This is a genomic window from Streptomyces sp. NPDC001450 (genome assembly GCF_053597295.1).
In genome coordinates, this window is sequence record NZ_JBSFHY010000016.1 from 163,230 (window position 1) to 180,716 (window position 17,487).

The window sequence follows — 17,487 nt, forward strand, 5'->3', positions numbered from 1 at the left end:
GGTCACACCGGCGGCTCGCCGGGCGTCGGCTCGGGCAACACCGTCCAGGTGCCGATCGACGTGCCGGTGAACGTGTGCGGCAACAGCGTGGACGTCGTCGGGGCAGGCAACGCCACCACGGGCAACGACTGTGCCAACGGCGGCGGCGACCACAGCCAGCCGCCGGGCGGCGGGCACGACAACCCGCCCGGGAACCCCGGGCAGCCGGGCGAGCCGGGGCATCCCGGCCAGCCGGGGCACCCTGGCACCCCGGGCCACCCCGGTACCCCTGGGCACCCGGGCACGCCCGGTCAGCCTGGGCACCCGGGAACTCCGGGCCGGCCGGGGACCCCGCCCGCAGGCGGAGGCCACACCCCCCACGGCTCGTCCCAGGTCAAGCACCAGGGCGGACACTCCAGCACGCACCTGAGCACCGCCCAGCTCGCCCACACCGGCAGTGACGTGCCGCTGGGCCTCGCGCTGTCGGCGGGCGCGGGCGCGCTGCTCGCGGGTGCCGTGCTGTACCGCAAGGCCCGGGCCTCGGCGTAGCCCGACAGCAGCCGGGAAACGGAGCGGGCCCCGCCAGGACGGCGGGGCCCGCTCCGTTCATGCGTCCCGCCTCACCACGTGGCCCGCACCTGGCGGATGATCCGCCGGCGCAACCGCACCCTGCGGCTGCCGTCGCGCAGCAGGCTCAGTCGGTCCAACTCCCAGTGTCCGTACTCGGCATGGTCCGTCAGCAGACGTGTCGCCTCCTTGCGGGACACCCCGCGCGGTACGTACACGTCGACAAATTCGTATTCCGGCATCGCATCTATTGTGCGGGCTGGTGCCCGGTACGGATAGCGTCTGCACTATGTCTGATGCTGCGCAGCCCACCGCTGCCGAGGTACGCGCCGCCGCCGAGGCGGTCAAGACCGCGCTCGACCGTCACCTGGCGGCGGTCGAACGCAGGTCGGGGGAGGACGACCCGGCCGTCTACGAGGCGTTCAACGAGCTGGCCGCGGCCGCCGAGGCGTACGACGAGCTGCTCTACGACCGCTACGACGAGGTCACGCCCTTCGAGATCCCCGGTGCGGACGACTCGCTGCCGCCGTACGCGGGCCCCGAGGAACCGAACGCGATCAGCGTGCTGATCCGTCGCGACTACTCCGTGGCGGAGCCCCAGCGGCTGCTGGCGCAGGCCCAGCGGGTCGAAGCGGTGGAGTACGAGGACGACGGCGGCGCGGGCGAGGACGGCGCCGGTACGGTCCACGGCGCGCTGGGCGTCCTGTTCGGCGAGTTCGAACCGGACGAGATCGCTTCCCGGCACAAGGAGTTCGGCCTGGAGGAGGGCGACTCCACGCTCTGGGTCACGGCCGCGGACGAGCCGGCCGAGCCCGGGGAGTGGCTGGAGGCGCCGTTCGAGCAGGTCGACCCGCAGCGGGTGGTGTGCCGGTTCGACGTCAGTGCGGTGTTCGACGAGGACGTCTCCGACGGCATCGACGAGGAGGACGACCCCGAGTTCGACGGCGACGAGGACCTGGAGCCGCTGGACGCCGAGCGGTGAGGTGAGGCGGCGGTGCCGTGGCGTTGGACGCCGGTACGGCACCGCCGGAATCCGCCGTTGTGGCTGATCGCTCTTGCGGCTGATCGCCGTTGCGGCGGAGAAATCGTCAGCCGGTCGGCGGGACCTGCGTGCGCAGCAGCGTCTGCAGGCGCGTCGTGCGGGGCTTGGCCGGGACCTCCGCGACCGCCTTCGGCAGAGCCTGCTCCACGCCGTGCACCACCGACAGGTGCCGCTCCGCCCGGCCGAACGCCGTGTACACCCAGGGTCTGCTGAGCGTCTGCGCGGCGTCGCCGGGCAGCACCACCACCGCGGCCGGCCAGCGGCCGCCCACCGCCTGGTGCGCGGTCAGCGCCCAGCCGTGCCGTACGCACTGCTCCACCCGCTCCCGCGGTACGACGACAGGAGCGCCCGCGCACTCCAGGTGCAGTCCGTCGGTGTCGGCGTTCACCACCCGGCCCGGCACCGTACGGCCCGGGGCGGGGGAGTAGGCGATCCGGTCGCCGGCGTCGAAGCCGCCGAAGCGGCCGGGGCCCGGGTTGAGGCGTTCCTTCAACGCGGAGTTGAGCGCCCGGGTGCCCGCCGCGCCGCCGTGGCCCGGGGTGATCACCACGGTCTGCTCGGCCGGCACACCGATGGCCCGCGGCACCGAGTCCGCGACCAGCTGCACGGTCCGGTGCACGGCCTCGCCGGCGTCCCGCACCGGGACGATGACGATCTCCTTGCCGGGCGCCTCGACCTGGTTCAGCTCGCCGACGCCGATGCCCGAGACCAGCTCGCCGAGCGGGCCGGGGTCGGGGGTGCGGGACGCGATCTGCGGGCATGCGCGGGCCGCGAGCAGATCGGCGAAGACCCGCCCGGGTCCGGCCGACCACAGCACCGCGGGGTCGCCGCTCAGCACCAGCCGGGCACCGTCGGGCAGCGACTCCACCAGCATCGCGGCGTTTTCCACGTCGAGTTGGGGCGCGTCGAGCACGATCAGCAGGTCGAGATCCAGGGCGCCGTCCGCATCCCGGCCGGGGCCCTCGGCACCGGACAGGAGACCGGCAACGGTGCCCACGGCCTGTTCCGCTCCTTCGCCCACCAGCGCGGCGAGGCGACGGCGGCCGTCGGCGGTGTGGCAGACGGCGAACGCCCGCAGGCCGGCGGCGTGGGCGGCGCCGAGCAGGGCGGCCGGTTCGGTGCGGGCCGCCTCGGCGCCGGTGTGCAGCACCAGGCCGTGCCCGGCGACGGCGCGGGCCAGCTCGGCAGCACTGCCGACCGCCTCGGCCGCGGCAGCCTCCCACCGCTCGGCAGCCTCCTTGGACGGCGAGTTGGCCAGGCGGCCCAGGCCGTCGGCGAGGCTCTCCTCGGCGAGCGCGTACCGCTCCAGGCCGACCAGGACACGGACCGGGCGCTCCTCCTCCTCGCCCTCCGCCTCCTGCGGGGCCGGGGCGCCGGGCTCCTCCAGGGCGTCCTGGAAGACCAGCGCCTCGCCCTCGGCGATCGTGTCCTGCACGGCCGCGTCCGGGTCGGGCACGCCCCGCTGGGCCAGGGCCGCGGTGAGCGCCGGCAGTTCCAGGGCGGTGTGCCCGGCCAGCGCCGCCTGCTCCAGCAGCCAGACCGTCACCGCGCGGACCCGCCGCTCGTCGTCCGGACCGCAGGCCGCGCCGAGCAGCGCCCGCGCGAACCCGTCGGCCTGCTCCGGCCGGACGCCGCCGATCCGCAGCAACTGCCAGGGGTCCTCCCGGAGCGCGTTGTCGGCGCCCTCGCCGAGGGCTGCCGCCACCTGGGGCGCGAGGGCCTCGGGTGCGCCGCCCTCGCGCAGCACCCGCCGTACGGTCTCGACGGCCTCGGCGGCGGGGGCACCGGGCGCGGCTGCGGCCGGGCCGGGCTGCGGCCGGCGTACGGGTTCCGGGGCGGGGCGGCGCGGGGCCGGCTCCGGCTCGGCGAAGACCGTGGCGACCGGCTTCTCGCCGCTCTCCACCGCGCGGATCGCGGCGAGCAGGTCGGCGGCCTTGCCGCTCAGCTTGGCGCCGCTCTCGACGGGCGCCTTCTTCTCGGCCTTGCGTCGCTCGATCCGCTCCCGCTCGACCTGCTGCGCGGCCAGCTCGGCCTCGGCCTCCGACCGCTCGGACGCGGCTTCGCCCTCGGAGGTCCCGGCGGTGGTGTTCTCCCCCTCCGCGGTCTCGGCAGCGGTGCTCTCACGGCTGTCGTCGGCTGCCGTGTCCTGTTCCGGGCTCTCCGGGGTCCCCGGCCCGGTGTCCTCCGTGGTCTCCGGCTCCGTGCTCACAGCGTGCTCCAGTCGTGATCGGGATAGCGGTGCACGGGCGCCGACACATCGTCGAGCGCCCGGCAGATCTCGTCAGGAAGACTAAGGGCCTCCACTGACAATGCCGCCGTGAGCTGCTGCGCGTTGCGCGCACCGACGATCGGGGCGGCCACTGCGGGCCGGTCCCGGACCCAGGCGAGGGCGACCTGGAGCGGGGTGACCGCGAGCCCGTCGGCGGCCGTCTGCACGGCGTCCACGATGCGCGTCGCGGTGTCGTCGAGGTACGGCGCGACGAACGGCGCCAGTTGTTCGGAGGCGCCGCGCGAGTCCGGGGGAGTGGCGTGCCGGTACTTGCCGGTCAGCACGCCGCGGCCCAGCGGGGAGGAGGGCAGCAGGCCGACGCCCAGGTCGAGCGCGGCGGGCAGCACCTCCCGCTCGACGCCGCGCTGGAGCAGTGAGTACTCCAGCTGTGTGCTGGCCAGCCGGGTGCGGGTGCCGGGCGCGGCGAGCTGCCAGGTGGCCGCCTTGGCGAGCTGCCAGCCACAGAAGTTGGAGACGCCCGCGTACCGGGCGCGACCGCTGCTCACCGCCAGGTCGAGGGCCTGGAGCGTCTCCTCGAGCGGGGTGTCGGGGTCGAAGGCGTGGATGTGCCAGATGTCGACGTAGTCGGTGCCGAGCCGGGCCAGCGAGGCGTCCAGTGCGGCGAGCAGATGGCCGCGGGAGCCGTCGAAGCGCCGGTCGGGGTCGGGGACGCTGCCCGCCTTGGTCGAGATCACCAGGTCCCGGCGCGGCACCAGGCCGTCCATCAGCTGTCCGAGCAGATACTCCGCCTCGCCGTCGCCGTACACGTCCGCGGTGTCGACCAGGGTTCCGCCGGCCTCCCAGAACGCCTTCAGCATGTCCGCGGCGTCGTGCTCGTCGGTGTCCCGGCCCCAGGTGAGGGTGCCGAGCCCGATCCGGGACACGCGCAGGCCTGTGCGGCCGAGATGCCTCTGCTCCATGTGCGCGAGATTACTGGCCAGAACTGGTGCCGTGGGTTGCCTGTGGACAACTCTGTCCGGTGTGATCGGCAGGGCGGAACGCCCCGGATCTCCGGCATGCCCTGCCCGTCGGCCCCGACCCCGCGCTATGGTCTCCGCCAAGGGACGTTACTCACGGGTAAGGGGAATCGGCCATGCAGCTCGGGATCAACCTCGGCTACTGGGGTGCCGGGATGGACGCGGACAATCTGGCCGTGGCGCAGGAGGCCGAGCGGCTGGGCTACTCCGTGTGCTGGGCCGCCGAGGCGTACGGCTCCGACGCGGCCACGGTGCTCACCTGGGTCGCCGCCCAGACCGAGCGCATCGACGTCGGCTCGGCCATCTTCCAGATCCCGGCCCGGCAGCCGGCGATGACGGCGATGACCGCGGCGACGCTGGACTCGCTGTCCAAGGGCCGCTTCCGGCTCGGCCTCGGCGTCTCCGGGCCGCAGGTCTCCGAGGGCTGGTACGGCGTCAAGTTCGACAAGCCGCTGGCCCGCACGCGCGAGTACGTGGAGATCGTCCGCAAGGCGATGACGCGCGAGCGGCTGACGTACGAGGGCGAGCACTGGACGCTGCCGCTGCCCGGCGGTCCGGGCAAGCCGATCAAGCTGACCGTGCACCCGGAGCGCGAGCACATCCCGCTGTACATCGCCGCCATCGGGCCCAAGAACCTGGAACAGACCGGTGAGATCGCCGACGGCGCGCTGCTGATCTTCCCCTCGGCCGAACACCTCGAGGACACCGCCGTCAAGTACCTGCGGGCGGGCCGGGAGAAGGCCGGCAAGACCCTCGACGGGTTCGACATCTGCCCGACGCTGCCGCTCGCCGTCGGCGACGACAAGGACGTGCCGCGGCTGGCCGACACCTTCCGCCCGTACACGGCGCTGTACGTGGGCGGCATGGGCAGCCGCAAGCAGAACTTCTACAACCAGCTCGCCCAGCGCATGGGGTACGAGAAGGAGGCCGCCGAGATCCAGGACAAGTACCTGTCCGGCGACAAGGAGGGAGCCGCGGCCGCCATCCCCCAGGACCTCATCGACAAGACCACGCTGCTCGGCTCGGTGGAGCGCATCGCCGACCGCATGAAGGCCTACGCGGCCGCCGGGGTCACCACCCTCACCCTCGCCCCGGCCGGCTTCACGCTGGACGAGCGGCTCGCCTCCCTGCGGGCCGGCACCGAGGCCATGGAGCGCGCCGGGCTCGCCTGACAGGGACAGTCTCAGCGGCCGTGGTGGGGGCTCGGGGGTCTTCCCCGCCACGGCCGTCACGGGGAACAACGCGCCGGGCGCCGCGCGGTTACGACCCCGGTGTCTCCCCCTTTCGGCCGAGTCGGCCCGCACTGCGGTTGCGGCTCCTCTCTGTCCGCATTTGACTCGGTCTTTGCGGAATCCTGCAGAGAGGTGTCTGCCATGTTCTCGGCCAAGAGTCTGTTCCAGGAGATCCTCGACGACGACGAGTCCTTCCGGCTCTTCTGCTCCATCGCCGCCAGCGGGGAGTCCCAGGGCGGCTGGGAGAACGGCCGGATCTCCGCGCTGGTACCGCAGAGCGAACGGGCGATGGCCCCCAAGATCGCCCGGCACGGCGCCGACGAGGACAAGCACGGGCGCATCTTCACCGGCCTGCTCAAGAAACGCGGCCTCACCCCGGTCCCGGTCCCGCCCGAGACCGACTACACGATGCTCCTGGAGCGCGAGGGCATCGGTCTCGCCCACGAGAAGCTGGAGCGGGACGAGCCGCTCACCGTACGGGACGTCATCGTCTACCTCTCGCACAGCCGGGTCACCGAACAGCGGGCCTCCGAACAGATGGAGATACTCCGCAGGTACTTCGGCGACCATCCCGAGGTCGGCAGAGCCGTACGGATGATCTCCGACGACGAGGACAACCACCTCGCCTACGCCCACGAGGAACTGCTCCGCCTCGCCGCCGCCGGGCACGGCCGGCTCATCCAGCGCACCCTGCGCGAGTGCGCGCTCGCCGAGATCCGCGTCTACCGCGACGTCAGCCTCGCCGTGACGGCCCACATGGGCCGCGTCCTCGGCTGGCCGCGACCCAAGTCGGCGGCCCTCGCGGCCGGTATCCACGCCGTGTACGCCTACGAGCGGCTGGCCGGCTGGCACCGCATGGTGAGCCTGCGCATGCCCGAGCGCCGCAACGCCCTCGGCGAGCCCGCCGCCCCCGCCCCCGAGTACGCCTGAACCTCGCTCACAGCCAGCCGCGCCGCTTGAAGGTCCGGTACAGCAGCACCTCCAGGGCGGCCATCAGCAGGATCACCGCCGGGTAGGACCACAGCCAGTGCAGCTCGGGCATGTGGTCGAAGTTCATGCCGTAGATCCCCGCCATCATCGTGGGGATCGCGGCCATCGCCGCCCAGGCCGAGATCTTCCGCATGTCGTCGTTCTGCCGCACGCTCATCTGCGCCAGATGGGCCGACAGGATGTCCGACACCAGCCGGTCCAGGCCCTCCACGGACTCGTTCACGCGCGCGAGGTGGTCGTTCACGTCCCGGAAGAAGGGCCGCGCCTTCTCGTGCACGAAGGGCACCGCGATGCCGAGCGCGCCGGTACCGGCCAGCCGGGTCAGCGGCACCGCCAGTGGCACGGTGGCCCGGCGGAACTCCAGGATCTGCCGCTTGAACGTGTAGACCCGGGACGCGGTGTGGCGGGTGCCGCCGCGCTCCGGCTGGAACACCTCGGCCTCCAGTTCCTCCAGGTCCGTCTGCAGCTCCGTCGCCACCTCCAGGTAGTGGTCGACGGTGGCGTCGGCGATCGCGTACAGCACCGCCGTGGGGCCCTTGGCCAGCATCTCCGGGTCCTCCTCCAGCCGGTGGCGCACGGCGGCGAGCGGCGAGCCCTCGCCGTGCCGGACGGTCACCACGAAGCCGTCCCCGATGAAGACCATGACCTCGCCGGCCGAGACGGTGTCGCTCTCCTGCTCGTACACCACCGGCTTGAGCACCATGAACAGCGAGTCGTCGTACACCTCCAGCTTGGGCCGCTGGTGCGCCTTCAAGGCGTCCTCGACCGCCAGCGGATGCAGCGCGAACTCCTGGGTTACCAGGTCGAACTCCCGCTCCGACGGCTCGTACAGCCCGATCCACATGAACCCGCCGGCCGCCCGCGCCTCGTCCAGCGCGGCGGACAGGTCCTCCGGGCCCTCGGTACGGTGACCGTCCCGGTAGATGGCGCAGTCCACGATCACGGAGCGCATTCTCCCCTCGTCCGGCCGCCTGCGCATGTCGTGATGCGCTTACGCTGGGCGGCATGCCCACGCTGATCCTCCTCAGGCACGGACGGTCGACCGCCAACACTTCGGGTGTGCTCGCCGGGTGGACGCCAGGCGTCGCCCTCGACGAGCGGGGGGCCGCACAGGCCGCCGCGCTGCCCGGCCGCCTCGAGGGGCTGCCGATCTCCGAGGTCGTCGTCAGCCCCCTGGAACGCTGTCAGGAGACGGTACGGCCGCTGCTGGAAGCCCGGCCCGGGCTTCGCGCCCACACCGACGAACGGATCGGGGAGTGCCACTACGGCGACTGGTCCGGCCGCAAGCTCGCCGAACTGAAGGACGAGCCGCTGATGGAGGTCGTCCAGGCGCACCCCTCGGCCGCGGCCTTCCCCGGCGGAGAGTCGATGCGAGCCATGCAGACCCGCGCCGCCGAGGCCGTACGCGAGTGGAACGCGCGCGTGGAGCGCGACCACGGCGCCGACGCCGTCTACCTGATGTGCTCGCACGGCGACATCATCAAGTCACTGGTCGCGGATGCCCTCGGCCTGCATCTCGACCTCTTCCAGCGGGTCTCGGTGGAACCGTGCTCCGTCACCGCGATCCGCTACACCCGCCTGAGGCCGTTTCTCGTTCGTCTCGGCGACACCGGCGATTTCGCCTCCCTTGCCCCGCGCGAGGAACCTCAGGGGGAAGACGCACCGGTCGGGGGCGGTGCGGGCGCACCGTGATCGTCGGGCGCAGTAGGGTGAAGCGATCCGCACAGTCGCCTTCCCGCACGGCCCGCACCGCACCCACTCTCGAATCCAATGGAGACAGGACGTGTCCCGTCAGGTGTTCCTCTACGATCCGCCGGACCGCTTCGTGGCCGGCACGGTCGGACTGCCCGGACGCCGTACGTTCTTCCTCCAGGCCACCGCGGGCCCCCGGGTGACCAGCGTGGCTCTGGAGAAGACCCAGGTGGCCGCGCTCGCCGAGCGCATGGACGAACTTCTGGACGAGGTCGTGCGCCGCAGTGGCGGCAGCGCTGCCGTCCCCGCCGTGGCCCCCACGGAGATCGCCGACACCGGCCCGCTGGACACCCCCATCGAGGAGGAGTTCCGGGTCGGCACCATGGCCCTGGCCTGGGACGGCGAGGAACAGCGCATGATCGTGGAGGCGCAGGCCCTCGTGGAGCTGGACGCCGACACCGAGGAGGACCTCGCCGAGGCCGAGGAGCGGCTGCTCCAGGACGAGGAGAACGGGCCCCCGATGCTGCGGGTCCGGCTGACCGGCGCGCAGGCCAGGGCCTTCGCCAAGCGTGCCCTGGACGTCGTCAACGCCGGGCGGCCGCCGTGCCCGCTGTGCAGCCTCCCGCTCGACCCGGAAGGACACGTATGTCCGCGCCAGAACGGATACCGCCGCGGAGCGTGACGGCCGCCGAACTGCTCACCAACGGTGAGCTGAAGGTGCGCGGCCGCATCCGCGAGGCGTCCAACGCGGCGCTGTTCTGCACGGTCGCGTACGACGGGCAGGAAGCATCCTGCGTGTACAAGCCGGTCGCCGGCGAGCGCCCGCTGTGGGACTTCCCCGACGGCACCCTGGCCGGCCGCGAGGTGGCCGCCTACGAGGTCTCCGAGGCCACCGGCTGGGGGCTCGTCCCCCCGACCGTGCTGCGCGACGGTCCCTACGGCGAAGGCATGTGCCAGCTGTGGATCGACGTGAACGCCGAGGCCGAGCTGCTCGCCCTGGTCGACGGCGAGGAACCCGAGCCCGGCTGGAAGGCGATCGGGTTCGCCGAGGTCGGCGAGGGCCGCACCGCGCTGCTGGTGCACGCCGACGACGAGCGGCTGCGCCGCCTCGCCGTCCTGGACGCTGTGATCAACAACGCCGACCGCAAGGGCGGCCACCTGCTGCCCACAGCGGACGGCCGGCTCTACGGCATCGACCACGGGGTCGCCTTCAACGTCGAGAGCAAGCTCCGCACGCTGCTGTGGGGCTGGGCCGGTGAGCCGCTCACTCCGGACGCCGTCGAGGTGCTCCAAAGGCTGAAGAAGACCCTTGCCGACGGCGGGGAGCTGGCCATGCGGCTGGCCGGACTCATCACGACGGCCGAAATCGACGCCACGCGCGCGCGTGTCGAGGCGTTGCTGGCCGCCGGCCTCCACCCGGAGCCGAGCGGGGAGTGGCCGGCGATCCCCTGGCCACCGGTGTGAGCACATCCGGGGCCGAGACACAAGAAGGCCCGACGGGCCATCCGGCCGGATCCCGTTCGTATCGGCAGCTCGTGGCCGGTTAGGCTCATGTACATGCATGCCTGGCCCGCTTCCGAGGTCCCCGCCCTGCCTGGTCAGGGCCGCGACCTGAGGATCCACGACACCGCGACCGGCGGCCTCGTCACCCTCGACCCCGGTCCCGTCGCCCGTATCTACGTCTGCGGCATCACGCCGTACGACGCGACCCACATGGGTCACGCGGCGACCTACAACGCGTTCGACCTCGTTCAGCGCGTGTGGCTCGACACCAAGCGGCAGGTTCACTACGTCCAGAACGTCACCGACGTCGACGATCCGCTGCTGGAGCGCGCGGAGCGGGACGGCGTCGACTGGGTCGCCCTCGCCGAGCAGGAGACGGCCCTCTTCCGCGAGGACATGACCGCCCTGCGGATGCTCCCGCCCCAGCACTACATAGGCGCCGTCGAGGCGATACCCGGCATCGTCCCGCTCGTGGAGCGGCTGCGCGACCTCGGCGCGGCCTATGAGCTGGAGGGCGACATCTACTTCTCCGTCGAGTCCGACCCGCACTTCGGCGGGGTCTCCCACCTCGACGCGGCCGCGATGCGGCTGCTGTCCGCCGAGCGCGGCGGCGACCCGGACCGCCCGGGCAAGAAGAACCCGCTCGACCCGATGCTGTGGATGGCCGCCCGCGAGGGCGAGCCCAGCTGGGACGGCGACTCGCTCGGCCGCGGCCGGCCCGGCTGGCACATCGAGTGCGTGGCCATCGCCCTCGACCACCTCGGCATGGGCTTCGACGTCCAGGGCGGCGGCTCCGACCTGGCCTTCCCGCACCACGAGATGGGCGCCTCGCACGCCCAGGTGCTCACCGGCGAGTTCCCCATGGCCAAGGCGTACGTGCACGCGGGCATGGTCGCCCTGCACGGCGAGAAGATGTCCAAGTCCAAGGGCAACCTCGTCTTCGTCTCGAAGCTGCGCCGGGACGGCGTCGACCCGGCCGCCATCCGGCTGTCCCTGCTCGCCCACCACTACCGCTCCGACTGGGAGTGGACCGACCAGGTGCTCCAGGACGCCGTGGACCGTCTCGGCCGCTGGCGCGCGGCCGTCTCCCGGCCCGACGGTCCATCCGCCGACGCGCTGGTGGAGGAGGTCCGCGAGGCTCTCACCAACGACCTGGACGCCCCCGCGGCGCTCGCCGCGGTGGACCGCTGGGCGGCCCGCCAGGAGGCGGAGGGCGGCACCGACATCGCCGCGCCCGGTCTCGTGACCCGGACGGTGGACGCGCTGCTCGGCGTGGCCCTGTAACCGCAGACACGGCAAGAGGGGCGGTTCCCACGGGAACCGCCCCTCATTCGTTGTCCCGATCGTCGGCGGCTCAGTCCTCCGACGTGTCCTCGTCTGCGCTCTCGGACGACCCTTCGGCGGAGCCCTCAGCGGAACCCTCCGGAGAGCCTTCCGCGGTCCCGGAGGCTCCCGGCCTCGGCGGCCGGGGCGGCCTGGCCTTGCCGGGGCTGTCCCGCAGGTACGAGGCGTCCCCGCCGTCCGCGGTGGCGTGCCCGCCCGGCGGGCTGACGTCCCGGCGCCGCAGATACCGCTCGAACTCGCGGGCGATCGCCTCGCCGGAGGCCTCCGGCAGCTCGGCGGTGTCCCGGGCCTCCTCCAGCGTCTGGACGTACTCGGCGACCTCGCTGTCCTCGGCCGCCAGTTGGTCCACGCCCACCTGCCAGGCGCGCGCGTCCTCGGGCAGCTCGCCCTGCGGGATCCGCAGGTCGAGCAGGTCCTCCAGCCGGTTCAGCAGTGCCAGCGTGGCCTTCGGGTTGGGCGGCTGGGAGACGTAGTGCGGTACGGCCGCCCACAGCGACACCGCCGGGACGCCCGCGTGCGTGCACGCCTCCTGCAGGACGCCGACGATGCCCGTCGGGCCCTCGTACTTGGTCTCCTCCAGGTCCATGCGCTGGGCCAGGTCCGGGTCGGACGTGACCCCGCTGACCGGGACGGGACGCGTGTGCGGGGTGTCACCGAGCAGGGCGCCCAGGATGACCACCAGCTCCACGCCCAGCTCGTGCGCGAAGCCGAGCAGCTCGTTGCAGAACGACCGCCAGCGCATGGACGGTTCGATGCCGCGGACCAGCACCAGGTCGCGCGGCTTCTCGCCGCCGACCCGGACCACCGACAATCTTGTCGTCGGCCACGTGATCTTGCGCACTCCGCCGTCCATGAACACCGTGGGGCGGTTCACCTGGAAGTCGTAGTAGTCCTCGGCGTCGAGCGCCGCGAACACCTCGCCCTTCCACTCGCGTTCCAGATGTGCGACCGCCGTGGAGGCGGCGTCGCCGGCATCGTTCCAGCCCTCGAACGCGGCCACCATGACTGGGTCGATCAGCTCGGGAACCCCCTCCAGCTCGATCACCCAGTGCCTCCTTCCGACGTGCCCTCGCCTGACGTCCCAACCTTACGGCGTCCGGCGGGGGCGTCCGCAGCCCCCCGGGCCGGGGGATGCACGGATCACTGCCCCGTTCGTCACCTCGGAACACCCCGCCTGTCAACGGGGCGCCCGGCCCGCTACGCACAGGAACGTCACAGGGTGCTGCGAAGCCACTGCTCCACGCTCGCGATGTGCACGGTGGCCCAGGAGCGGGCCGCCTCCGCGTCCCGGTCGCGCAGCGCGGCGAGGATCGCCCGGTGCTCGCGCAGGGTGCGGCTGACCGCGTCCTCCTGGGTGAGCCCACGCCAGATCCGGGCCCGGGTGGTGGGTCCCGACAGGCCGTCAAGCAGCGAGCACAGCACCGAGTTGTCCGCGCTCTGCACGATGCCCCGGTGGAACTCCAGGTCGCAGGCGACCAGCTCCTCCACCGAGGGCTCGGCGCCCAGCGCGTCCAACTGGGCCGACAGCGCGTCCAGTTGCTGCTCGCTGATCCGCGAGGCCGCCATCGCCGTCGCGGCCGGCTCCAGGATCCGGCGCACCGCCAGGAACTCCAGCACCGTGTCGTCCCGGTGGAAGTCCACGACGAAGCTCATCGCCTCCAGCAGCAACTGCGGATCGAGGCTGGTGACGTAGGTGCCGTCGCCCTGCCGCACGTCCAGGATCCGGATCAGCGACAGGGCCCGTACGGCCTCCCGCAGCGAGTTGCGGGACAGCCCGAGGCCGGCGGCGAGTTCGCTCTCCTTGGGCAGCCGGTCGCCAGGGCGCAGGGCACCGGAGACGATCATGCCCTTGATCTTCTCGATCGCCTCGTCGGTGACTGCCATGACCGGCCTCCCAGTGGCTCAGACATCGGATGTCTCAGCACATTATGGGGGGCACCGGGAAGAAGGCCGGCGAGGACCGTCAGCCGAAGGCCTTCACGGCCTGGTAGTACGTCCACGCCGTGCTGGTGCAGGCGGTCTTCGTGGCGCCGCCGTAGTTGGCGCACACGCGCTTGAGGTCCTCGTACAGGGCGCTGTCGAGGCGTGCCTTGTTGGCGCTGAACGTGCCGGCCGCCTTGTAGTTGCCGTAGCCGAAGTCGTGCCGGGCACAGGACATGGCGAAGGGGAAGCCGAACGGGTTGTCCGGCGAGGAGGAGCAGTAGTCGGTCGACCAGTCGAACCCGTAGGGGGACCAGGCCGACTGGTTGGCGCGCCGCGGCCCAGGCGTTGTAGCTGGACGTGGTCGTCTGGGTGAAGTTGGAGAGCACCTGGGGCTTGTCGGCCGGAGCCGCGGTGGCCGCGGTGGCGGTGACGGTGATGAGGGCCAAGGCCGAGGCGGCGAGGCCCGTGGCGAGTCTGCGGTGCATCCCACACCTCCATGAGGAACCGCGATCCGCCCGTCGGATCGCGGTTCATGACCATGGAGGTGGCGGCTATAACCCGCCTCTACCGCCACAACGAGGGCGGTTTCACTGCTCTGAGGCGCGATGCGCGCACGCGAGAGGGGCGGCTCCGTCGGCGCGGAGCCGCCCCTCTCGTTCTTCCGGCTCCTCGTGCGGGAGGAGCCGTCCCTCATCCGTTCCGGCCCCGGTCAGGGGGAAGGGGCCGGCCGGGACCTACTTCTTGTCGAGCAGGCCCTGGACCTTGTCGCGGACCTCGTCCGTGGCCAGGCCACGGATGGTCAGCGTGGTGCGGCGGCGCAGCACGTCGTCCGCCGTCTCGGCCCACTCGTGGTCGCGGGCCCACACGACCTGCGCCCAGATCTCCGGGGCGTCCGGGTGGACGCGCTCGGCCAGTTCCGGGTTCTCGTTCGCCAGTCGGGCGATGTCGAAGGCCAGCGAACCGTAGTGGGTGGCGAGGTGCTTGGCGGTGTCGGCGGCCATGCGCGGGCCGGGCGCCGGGTGGTCCACCAGGAGGCGGTGGGCGACCGCGCGCGGGTTGGCGACACCGGGCAGCGGGAGCTTCTTCGGCAGCGAGGAGATCGGCTCGAAGTCGTCACCGAGCGGGTGGCCCGGCAGCTCCTCCAGCTTCTGCATCACCGTGCGGCCGATGTGGCGGAAGGTCGTCCACTTGCCGCCGGCGACCGACAGCATGCCGGCCTTGCCCTCGGTGACGACGGTCTCGCGCTTGGCCTTGGCCGTGTCACCGGGGCCGCCCGGCAGCACGCGCAGGCCGGCGAAGGCATAGGTGATCAGGTCGCGCTGCAGCTGCTGGTCCCGGACGGAGAACGCGGCCTCGTCCAGGATCTGGGCGATGTCCTTCTCGCTGACCGCGACGTCCGCCGGGTCGCCCTCGTACTCCTCGTCGGTGGTGCCGAGCAGCAGCATGTCCTCCCAGGGGAGGGCGAAGGTGATGCGGTACTTGTCGATGGGGGTCGCCAGCGCGGCCTTCCAGGGGGAGGTGCGCTTCAGCACAAGGTGCGCGCCCTTGGACAGGCGGATGGACGGGGCCGCGTTCGGGTCCTCCATCCGGCGCAGGTGGTCGACCCAGGGGCCGGTCGCGTTCAGCACCAGGCGGGCGTTGACCCCGAACTCCTCGCCGGATATACGGTCCCGGAGGTCGGCGCCGGTGACCCGGCCCTTGGTGAAGCGCAGGCCGGTGACCTCGGCGTGGTTGAGGACGGCCGCGCCCGCCTCGACGGCCGCGCGGACCGTCATCAGCGCCATGCGCGCGTCGTTCATCTGGTCGTCGCCGTACACGGCCACGGCCTTGAGGTTCTCGGTGCGCAGCTCGGGCACGTCCTGCGCCGCCTTGGCGGGGGAGAGCAGGTGGCCGACGCCGTCGCCGAACGCGGAGAGCGCGGAGTAGGCGAAGACGCCCGCGCCGAGCTTCGCCGCGCCGTGCGGCCCGCCCTTGTACACGGGGAGGTAGAAGGTGAGCGGGTTCGCCAGGTGGGGGGCCACCTGGCGGGAGACCGCACGGCGCTCGAAGTGGTTCTCCGCCACCAGCTTCACCGCGCCGGTCTGCAGGTAGCGCAGACCGCCGTGGAGCAGCTTGGAGGAGGCGGAGGAGGTGGCGCCGGCGAAGTCGCCGGCGTCGACCAGCGCCACCCTGAGCCCGGACTGCGCGGCGTGCCAGGCGGTGGAGATGCCCAGGATGCCGCCGCCGATCACAAGAAGGTCGTACGACGCCTTGGAGAGTTGCTCCCTGGTCTCGGCCCGGCTCGGGTTGGAGCCGGAGGCGGGGTGCGTCCCCAGGGCAGGCACGGACTTCAGGGTGGACTGACTGGTCATGTCGGGTACTTACTCCTCGTCAGAGCTGTCTGAGCGGTTCGGGTCGCTCAGTCCTCGTCCTCGATCCAGCCCATGGTCCGGTCGACGGCCTTGAGCCAGTTCTTGTACTCACGGTCGCGGGTGTCCGCGTCCATCTGGGGGGTCCACTCGGCGGCCCGGCGCCAGTTGGCGCGCAGTTCGTCGGTGCTGGACCAGAAGCCGACGGCCAGGCCGGCGGCGTAGGCGGCGCCGAGGCAGGTGGTCTCGGCGACCATCGGGCGCACCACCGGTGCGTCCAGAACGTCGGCGAGGGTCTGCATCAGCAGGTTGTTGGAGGTCATGCCGCCGTCGACCTTCAGGGCCACCAGCTCGTCGCCGGAGTCCTTGACCATCGCGTCGGCGATCTCCCGGGTCTGCCAGGCGGTCGCCTCCAGGACCGCGCGGGCGAGGTGCGCCTTGGTGACGTACCGGGTCAGGCCGGCGATCACACCGCGGGCGTCGGAGCGCCAGTGCGGGGCGAACAGGCCGGAGAAGGCCGGCACGAAGTAGGCGCCGCCGTTGTCCTCGACCGAGAGCGCGAGCGTCTCGATCTCGGCGGCGGTGGAGATCAGACCCATCTGGTCGCGCATCCACTGCACCAGGGAGCCGGTGACGGCGATCGAGCCCTCGAGGGCGTACACGGTCGGCTGGTCGCCGATCTTGTAGCCGACCGTGGTCAGCAGGCCCGCGTAGGAGTTGATGATCTTGTCACCGGTGTTCATCACCATGAAGGTGCCGGTGCCGTAGGTGGACTTGGTCTCGCCCTCGGAGAAGCAGGTCTGGCCGAACAGGGCCGCCTGCTGGTCGCCGAGCGCGGACGCGACCGGGATGCCGCCGAGCAGGTCGCCGAGCTTGCCGCCGGTGACCTCGCCGTAGACCTCGGCGGAGGACCGGATCTCGGGCATGATCTGCAGCGGCACGCCGATCGACTCGGCGATCTTCTCGTCCCACTGCATCGTGTGCAGGTTCATGAGAAGGGTGCGGGAGGCGTTGGTCACGTCGGTGACGTGCTTGCCGCCGTTGACACCGCCGGTCAGGTTCCAGATGACCCAGGTGTCCATGGTGCCGAAGAGGATGTCGCCCGCCTCGGCGCGCTCCCGCAGGCCGTCGACGTGGTCGAGCAGCCAGCGGGCCTTGGGACCGGAGAAGTACGACGCGAGCGGGAGGCCGGTCTCGCGGCGGAAGCGGTCCTGGCCGACGTTGCGGCCCAGCTCCCTGCAGAGGGAGTCGGTGCGGGTGTCCTGCCAGACCAGGGCGTTGTGGACGGGCTCACCGGTGTTCTTGTCCCACAGCACGGTGGTCTCGCGCTGGTTGGTGATGCCGATGGCCTTGATGTCGTCGCGGGTGATGCCGGCCTTCTGGATGGCTCCGGCGACGACCTCCTGGACGTTGGTCCAGATCTCGTTGGCGTTGTGCTCGACCCAGCCCGGCTTCGGGAAGATCTGCTCGTGCTCCTTCTGGTCGACGGAGACGATACGGCCGTCCTTGTCGAAGACGATGCAGCGCGAGGAAGTCGTGCCCTGGTCGATGGCCGCGATGAACGGGCCTGCGGTGTGGGCGTCGGTCACTGTGTGCTCCTGAAAGATCCGTGGTGATGGGG

At 72.1% G+C, this 17,487-nt stretch carries 16 protein-coding genes and 1 pseudogene; 8 read left to right on the forward strand and 9 right to left on the reverse strand.

The genetic code is table 11. The features are described 5' to 3' along the window. Positions 1–528, forward strand: a 528-nt coding sequence (locus tag ACWC5O_RS19910) for a chaplin family protein (protein WP_450781026.1), incomplete at its 5' end; no start/stop codon positions are given. 71 nt (positions 529–599) lie between these two features. Here the strand turns inward: ACWC5O_RS19910 and ACWC5O_RS19915 are convergent. After that, positions 600–788 carry a DUF5703 family protein gene (locus ACWC5O_RS19915; RefSeq protein WP_014671721.1) on the reverse strand — a complete coding sequence of 63 codons (189 nt, stop codon included), beginning with the start codon at positions 786–788 and terminating at the stop codon, positions 600–602. A 47-nt stretch (positions 789–835) separates the two neighbouring features. Here ACWC5O_RS19915 and ACWC5O_RS19920 point away from each other — a divergent pair, with 47 nt between their 5' ends. Next, positions 836–1,528 (forward strand): hypothetical protein, encoded by a 693-nt coding sequence (locus ACWC5O_RS19920; protein ID WP_450584406.1) that lies wholly within the window; start codon positions 836–838, stop codon positions 1,526–1,528. 106 nt (positions 1,529–1,634) lie between these two features. On the opposite strand, the gene ACWC5O_RS19925 is transcribed toward ACWC5O_RS19920, so the two are convergent. Together ACWC5O_RS19925 and ACWC5O_RS19930 are read right to left on the reverse strand one after the other, a co-directional pair. After that, positions 1,635–3,797, reverse strand: coding sequence for a helix-hairpin-helix domain-containing protein (locus tag ACWC5O_RS19925; protein WP_450584404.1), 2,163 nt, complete (start codon positions 3,795–3,797; stop codon positions 1,635–1,637). Beyond that, entirely contained in the window at positions 3,794–4,777 is a 984-nt protein-coding gene (locus ACWC5O_RS19930) for an aldo/keto reductase (RefSeq protein WP_450584403.1), read from the reverse strand. Before ACWC5O_RS19930 ends, ACWC5O_RS19925 begins: the two co-directional genes overlap by 4 nt. A 173-nt stretch (positions 4,778–4,950) precedes the next feature. Here ACWC5O_RS19930 and ACWC5O_RS19935 point away from each other — a divergent pair, with 173 nt between their 5' ends. Both ACWC5O_RS19935 and ACWC5O_RS19940 read left to right on the forward strand, forming a co-directional pair. Further along, positions 4,951–6,006, forward strand: a complete 1,056-nt coding sequence (locus tag ACWC5O_RS19935) for an LLM class F420-dependent oxidoreductase (protein ID WP_450584401.1) — start codon at positions 4,951–4,953, stop codon at positions 6,004–6,006. 201 nt (positions 6,007–6,207) lie between these two features. Then, a complete protein-coding gene (locus tag ACWC5O_RS19940; RefSeq protein ID WP_450584399.1) occupies positions 6,208–6,996 on the forward strand; it encodes a ferritin-like domain-containing protein in 789 nt (262 codons plus the stop codon). 7 nt (positions 6,997–7,003) lie between these two features. Here the strand turns inward: ACWC5O_RS19940 and corA are convergent, their stop codons facing one another. After that, a complete protein-coding gene (gene corA, locus ACWC5O_RS19945; protein ID WP_450584398.1) occupies positions 7,004–7,999 on the reverse strand; it encodes a magnesium/cobalt transporter CorA in 996 nt (331 codons plus the stop codon). Between the two features lie 62 nt (positions 8,000–8,061). Here corA and ACWC5O_RS19950 point away from each other — a divergent pair, with 62 nt between their 5' ends. The 4 genes from ACWC5O_RS19950 to mshC all read left to right on the forward strand — a co-directional run bounded on the left by ACWC5O_RS19950 (position 8,062) and on the right by mshC (position 11,535). Then, complete coding sequence (locus ACWC5O_RS19950; protein WP_450584396.1) at positions 8,062–8,748, forward strand: histidine phosphatase family protein; 687 nt, start codon at positions 8,062–8,064, stop codon at positions 8,746–8,748. A gap of 91 nt (positions 8,749–8,839) precedes the next feature. Then, a complete protein-coding gene (locus ACWC5O_RS19955) occupies positions 8,840–9,430 on the forward strand; it encodes a DUF3090 domain-containing protein (protein ID WP_450584394.1) in 591 nt (196 codons plus the stop codon). After that, positions 9,394–10,212 (forward strand): SCO1664 family protein, encoded by an 819-nt coding sequence (locus ACWC5O_RS19960; protein ID WP_450584392.1) that lies wholly within the window; start codon positions 9,394–9,396, stop codon positions 10,210–10,212. Before ACWC5O_RS19955 ends, ACWC5O_RS19960 begins: the two co-directional genes overlap by 37 nt. 93 nt (positions 10,213–10,305) lie before the next feature. After that, positions 10,306–11,535 carry a cysteine--1-D-myo-inosityl 2-amino-2-deoxy-alpha-D-glucopyranoside ligase gene (mshC, locus tag ACWC5O_RS19965; RefSeq protein ID WP_450584391.1) on the forward strand — a complete coding sequence of 410 codons (1,230 nt, stop codon included), beginning with the start codon at positions 10,306–10,308 and terminating at the stop codon, positions 11,533–11,535. 70 nt (positions 11,536–11,605) lie between these two features. On the opposite strand, the gene ACWC5O_RS19970 is transcribed toward mshC, so the two are convergent. From ACWC5O_RS19970 to glpK, 5 genes and pseudogenes are all read right to left on the reverse strand, one after another. Then, positions 11,606–12,640: a PAC2 family protein gene (locus ACWC5O_RS19970; RefSeq protein ID WP_450584389.1), complete on the reverse strand. Its 1,035-nt coding sequence runs from the start codon at positions 12,638–12,640 to the stop codon at positions 11,606–11,608. A gap of 167 nt (positions 12,641–12,807) precedes the next feature. Further along, entirely contained in the window at positions 12,808–13,479 is a 672-nt protein-coding gene (locus ACWC5O_RS19975) for a FadR/GntR family transcriptional regulator (protein ID WP_450584388.1), read from the reverse strand. Between the two features lie 79 nt (positions 13,480–13,558). Further along, positions 13,559–14,003, reverse strand: a pseudogene (locus ACWC5O_RS19980) (phospholipase). A gap of 249 nt (positions 14,004–14,252) precedes the next feature. Next, on the reverse strand, positions 14,253–15,869 hold the full coding sequence (locus ACWC5O_RS19985; protein ID WP_450584387.1) for an FAD-dependent oxidoreductase: 1,617 nt from the start codon (positions 15,867–15,869) through the stop codon (positions 14,253–14,255). A gap of 47 nt (positions 15,870–15,916) precedes the next feature. After that, the gene (glpK, locus tag ACWC5O_RS19990; RefSeq protein ID WP_450584385.1) at positions 15,917–17,455 is read right to left on the reverse strand and encodes a glycerol kinase GlpK; all 1,539 of its coding nucleotides are present in this window, start codon (positions 17,453–17,455) and stop codon (positions 15,917–15,919) included. Positions 17,456–17,487 lie beyond the last annotated feature (32 nt).

What these genes read in the sequence shown, in the direction of transcription:
- ACWC5O_RS19915 (WP_014671721.1), bottom strand. Translation starts at nt 788, where the DNA reads ATGCCGGAATACGAATTTGTCGACGTGTACGTACCGCGCGGGGTGTCC.
- ACWC5O_RS19920 (WP_450584406.1), top strand. Translation starts at nt 836, where the DNA reads ATGTCTGATGCTGCGCAGCCCACCGCTGCCGAGGTACGCGCCGCCGCC.
- ACWC5O_RS19930 (WP_450584403.1), bottom strand. Translation starts at nt 4,777, where the DNA reads ATGGAGCAGAGGCATCTCGGCCGCACAGGCCTGCGCGTGTCCCGGATC.
- ACWC5O_RS19935 (WP_450584401.1), top strand. Translation starts at nt 4,951, where the DNA reads ATGCAGCTCGGGATCAACCTCGGCTACTGGGGTGCCGGGATGGACGCG.
- ACWC5O_RS19940 (WP_450584399.1), top strand. Translation starts at nt 6,208, where the DNA reads ATGTTCTCGGCCAAGAGTCTGTTCCAGGAGATCCTCGACGACGACGAG.
- ACWC5O_RS19950 (WP_450584396.1), top strand. Translation starts at nt 8,062, where the DNA reads ATGCCCACGCTGATCCTCCTCAGGCACGGACGGTCGACCGCCAACACT.
- ACWC5O_RS19960 (WP_450584392.1), top strand. Translation starts at nt 9,394, where the DNA reads ATGTCCGCGCCAGAACGGATACCGCCGCGGAGCGTGACGGCCGCCGAA.
- mshC (WP_450584391.1), top strand. Translation starts at nt 10,306, where the DNA reads ATGCATGCCTGGCCCGCTTCCGAGGTCCCCGCCCTGCCTGGTCAGGGC.
- ACWC5O_RS19975 (WP_450584388.1), bottom strand. Translation starts at nt 13,479, where the DNA reads ATGGCAGTCACCGACGAGGCGATCGAGAAGATCAAGGGCATGATCGTC.
- ACWC5O_RS19985 (WP_450584387.1), bottom strand. Translation starts at nt 15,869, where the DNA reads ATGACCAGTCAGTCCACCCTGAAGTCCGTGCCTGCCCTGGGGACGCAC.